The organism is Rathayibacter rubneri (assembly GCF_023743255.1).
Classification (GTDB): domain Bacteria; phylum Actinomycetota; class Actinomycetes; order Actinomycetales; family Microbacteriaceae; genus Rathayibacter; species Rathayibacter rubneri.
In genome coordinates this window covers 1-3,304 of the sequence record NZ_JAMRYM010000176.1, presented here as the reverse complement: position 1 = coordinate 3,304, position 3,304 = coordinate 1, and the positions used below count along the sequence as shown (strand labels likewise).

The following is a 3,304-nucleotide window of genomic DNA, read 5'->3' as shown; positions in this document are numbered from 1 at the left end:
GCCATGAACGCGTCCACGACGCTCCCCTCCGGCACCGGCCCGCCGCGCTCGGCGCTCGCGACCTTCTCGCGCGCCCGCGAGGCGAGCTTGCGCGCGGCCGCCGGGGAGCGGTCGAGGATCCCGCCGATCTCGGCGAAGCCGTAGCCGAAGGACTCGTGCAGCACGAGCGCCACCCGCTCGTTGGGGCTCAGGCGGTCGACGACCACGTGCAGCGCCTGCGCCACCGCGTCCCGCCGCTCGAGGGAGTCGGTCGGGTCGGGGGACTCGGCCCGCACGCGCTCGTCCAGCTCGACCGGCACTGCGACGCGCGCTCGGAGGCGGTCGAGGCACAGCCGGGTGGTGACGGTGGTCAGCCAGGCCGCCGGGTTCTCGAGCAGGGCGTCGGTGCCGTGGAGTCGGAGCCACGCCGACTGCACGATGTCCTCGGCCTCGTGGCGATCGCCGAGCAGCCGGGTGGCGAGCCCGGTCAGCCGCCCGCGCTCCGCCTCGAACAGCGCCGTCGATCCCACGGGGTCACCCTACGACTCCTGCGCCGCTCAGGTCAGGATCGTGTAGACCTTCGCGATGCGGCCGTCGACGACGAAGCAGATGTCCAGGCCCGAGACGACGGGAGGCGCCCCCTCCGGGCCGAAGTGCCACGCGAGGTAGCCGAGGTCGTGGTTCTCGTAGGCGGGACCGGCCGGGGTGAAGACGAAGCCGGGCGCTGCGTCGAGCAGGCGCTGCGCCTTCGCGTCCAGCGCCTCGTGGCCCACGACGACCTCCTCGGGGTCGAGGAACTCGACGTCCGGGGTGTACGTGCGCGCGATCGCCGCGCGGCGCTTCCCGGGGTCGCGTTCGCCGAACACCTCGACGAGGTTGGCGTGCAGGAGCGTGTCGAGCGGCATGGTTCTCCTTCGGAGGTCAGGGAGTGGAGAGGGAGCGGTCGGTCCAGTCGATGACGAGGCGGCGCTCGGCGATCGCCCAGCGCCCGTCGCTGCGCACGAAGCGGTCGAGGTAGCGGATCGCCATGGTCACGAGGTACCGCTCCCCGCCCTCGCGCTGCAGATGGAGCGCGGTGCAGTAGGTCTCGCCCTCGGCCTCGTCGGCGGTGACGAAGCGGACGGAGGACTGGCCGTTCACGTACGAGGTCGCCTCGTACTGCGCGATCAGGCCCTCGAAGGTGGCCACGAGCGCGTCCCGGCCCCGGAGGGTGTCGACCGGAGCCGACGTCGCGGGATCGCCGGTGTACAGCAGCACCGCGCCGTCGGCGGCGAACACCGACGCCTCGAGGGCGGCGTCGCGGCGGTCGGCGCCGCGCGCGTAGGTGTCGACGAGCTCGCGGATCGCGACCCGTGCGATCAGGGTGTCGAGCGTCTCGTGCACGTCCTGCTCCTCCGGTCGCCGCCCAATCTAGGTGAAGATTCACGCTTCGGGGAAGAGGCCGGTGTGCTTCGGGCACGCAGGGAGTGAGGACCGAGGCGGAGGATCAGGGGTGATCGGCGGGCCGGGGCAGGGTCCCGTGCTCGATCAGGCCGTCGTAGACGCCCTCGAGAGCCGACTGCATCGCCGCCTTCTGCTCCGGGTCGAGGGCGTCGAGGAACGCCGCGCGCACGAAGGCGATGTGCCCGGGCGCGGCCTCGAGCAGCGCCGAGCGCCCCGCCTCGCTCAGCACGACCTCCGTGCTGCGCAGATCCGTCGCGCCGGGGCGCGTCTCGACGAGTCCGCGCTCGCGCAGCCCGCGCACGCGGTGCGAGAGCCGGCTGCGCTCCCAGCCGATCCGCGCGGCGAGGTCGGCGACGCTCATCCGCCTCTCGGGCTCGCTCGTGAGCGCCACGAGGACGTCGTAGTCGGCCAGCGCGATCCCGCTGTCGCGGCGCAGCTGCTGGTGGAGCTCGTAGCGCAGCCGCAGGTGCACCTTCATGTAGGCGTACCAGACGCCCGCCTCCGCCTCGGAGAGGAGCGCGAACGGCGACTCGGGCGGCACCTCGTGATCGGCCACGGCTCCCCTCCCCTCAGCGGATGGTGTGCGCGGTGATGACGGCGGCGGCGCGCGCCAGATCCTCGGCCATGTCCTCTTCGCCCAGGCGCGGGGAGGCGCGCAGCACCTCGGCACTGACGGCGTCGTAGCGCTCCTCGACGCGGGACAGCAGTGCGGCGCCGGAGTCGGTGAGTCCGAGCAGGACGCTGCGCCGGTCGCGCGGATTCGGGAGCCGGTCGACGTGCCCGGAGGCGGCGAGCCGGTCGAGCAGGGCCGTCACGGCGCCGGTGGTCAGGCCGAGCTCGAGGCCGAGCATCTTGGGAGTGAGACCCGTCAGGTCGGAGATCGTCTCGAGGGCCGTCAGCTCCGAGAGCCCCACGCCGATCTCGGACGCGATGCTGCTGCGCAGCTGCCGCTGCGCCGTCTCGAGCAGACGGAGCGCGTGGCGCAGGTGCGCCACCGAGGTGAGGCCGGCCTCGCCGTCGGGCGGAGTGGGGGTCGGTGTCATGCGGAGCCTTCTCGAGCGGGGTGGGACACCTCGGGGGCGGCGTCCCACTGACAGGGGGTATTAGTCTATTTGAAAAGTAACTTTATGGCGGAGTAGCTTAATCATCAAGCAATCAGCAGCACCGAGACGAACTGCCCGGCAGTTCACCTTCTACCCGATCAGGAGTCCTGTCATGTCGAACCACACCGCCACCACCAAGACCAAGCGCGTTCGTTTCGCCCCGCTGGTCATCGCGACGAGCGTCGCCGCCGCCGCTCTGCTCTCCGTCTCGATGTCCGGAACCCTGTCCGGCTTCGTCGCCAGCATCACCAACTCCAACAACACCGCCGCCTCCGGCTCGCTCATCATGGAGGAGAAGTCGACCGGCACCACCCCCGTCACCTGCCTCAGCACCGACGGCGGCTCGGTCAGCACCAACACCGCGACCTGCTCCACCATCAACAAGTTCGGCGGCTCGACCACGATGGTCCCCGGCCAGACCGTCAGCACCGCGATCACGATCAAGAACGCCGGCACCGTCGCGGCGAACACCTTCACCCTCACCCCGGGCGCCGCCTGCACCCAGGGCGCCAACGGCACCCCCGCCGGCACCGCCACCGACTTCTGCGCCAAGGTGAACGTCCTCATCACCTCCGGCAGCACCACCGTCTACAACGGCACCGCCGCCGCCCTCGCCGGCACCGCCGCCAAGTCGCTCGCCACTGCCCCCGTCGCCGCCGGCACCAGCACCCCCTTCACCATCGCCGTCACCCTCGACAACTCCGCCGGCAACACCTACCAGAACCTCTCCGCCTCGCTCCCCCTCACCTGGACCTTCGCCAGCTAGTCCCCGCCCCCGA

6 protein-coding genes are annotated in these 3,304 nt (G+C 71.6%); 1 reads left to right on the top strand and 5 read right to left on the bottom strand.

Going from position 1 to position 3,304, the window contains the following annotated elements:
* The 5 genes from NB037_RS19040 to NB037_RS19020 form a co-directional block, all read right to left on the bottom strand.
* On the bottom strand, positions 1-509 hold a 509-nt coding region (locus NB037_RS19040; RefSeq protein ID WP_251948573.1), incomplete at its 3' end, for a sigma-70 family RNA polymerase sigma factor.
* Between the two features lie 27 nt (positions 510-536).
* A complete protein-coding gene (locus NB037_RS19035) occupies positions 537-884 on the bottom strand; it encodes a nuclear transport factor 2 family protein (protein ID WP_251948569.1) in 348 nt (115 codons plus the stop codon).
* A 16-nt stretch (positions 885-900) separates the two neighbouring features.
* The gene (locus NB037_RS19030) at positions 901-1,362 is read right to left on the bottom strand and encodes a nuclear transport factor 2 family protein (protein WP_251948565.1); all 462 of its coding nucleotides are present in this window, start codon (positions 1,360-1,362) and stop codon (positions 901-903) included.
* Positions 1,363-1,465: 103 nt separating this feature from the next.
* The gene (locus NB037_RS19025; RefSeq protein WP_251948562.1) at positions 1,466-1,978 is read right to left on the bottom strand and encodes a MarR family winged helix-turn-helix transcriptional regulator; all 513 of its coding nucleotides are present in this window, start codon (positions 1,976-1,978) and stop codon (positions 1,466-1,468) included.
* A gap of 13 nt (positions 1,979-1,991) precedes the next feature.
* Positions 1,992-2,465 (bottom strand): MarR family winged helix-turn-helix transcriptional regulator, encoded by a 474-nt coding sequence (locus NB037_RS19020; protein WP_251948558.1) that lies wholly within the window; start codon positions 2,463-2,465, stop codon positions 1,992-1,994.
* 172 nt (positions 2,466-2,637) lie between these two features.
* Between NB037_RS19020 and NB037_RS19740 the strand changes: the two genes are divergently transcribed.
* Entirely contained in the window at positions 2,638-3,291 is a 654-nt protein-coding gene (locus NB037_RS19740) for a hypothetical protein (protein ID WP_279309122.1), read from the top strand.
* Positions 3,292-3,304: the final 13 nt, after the last annotated feature.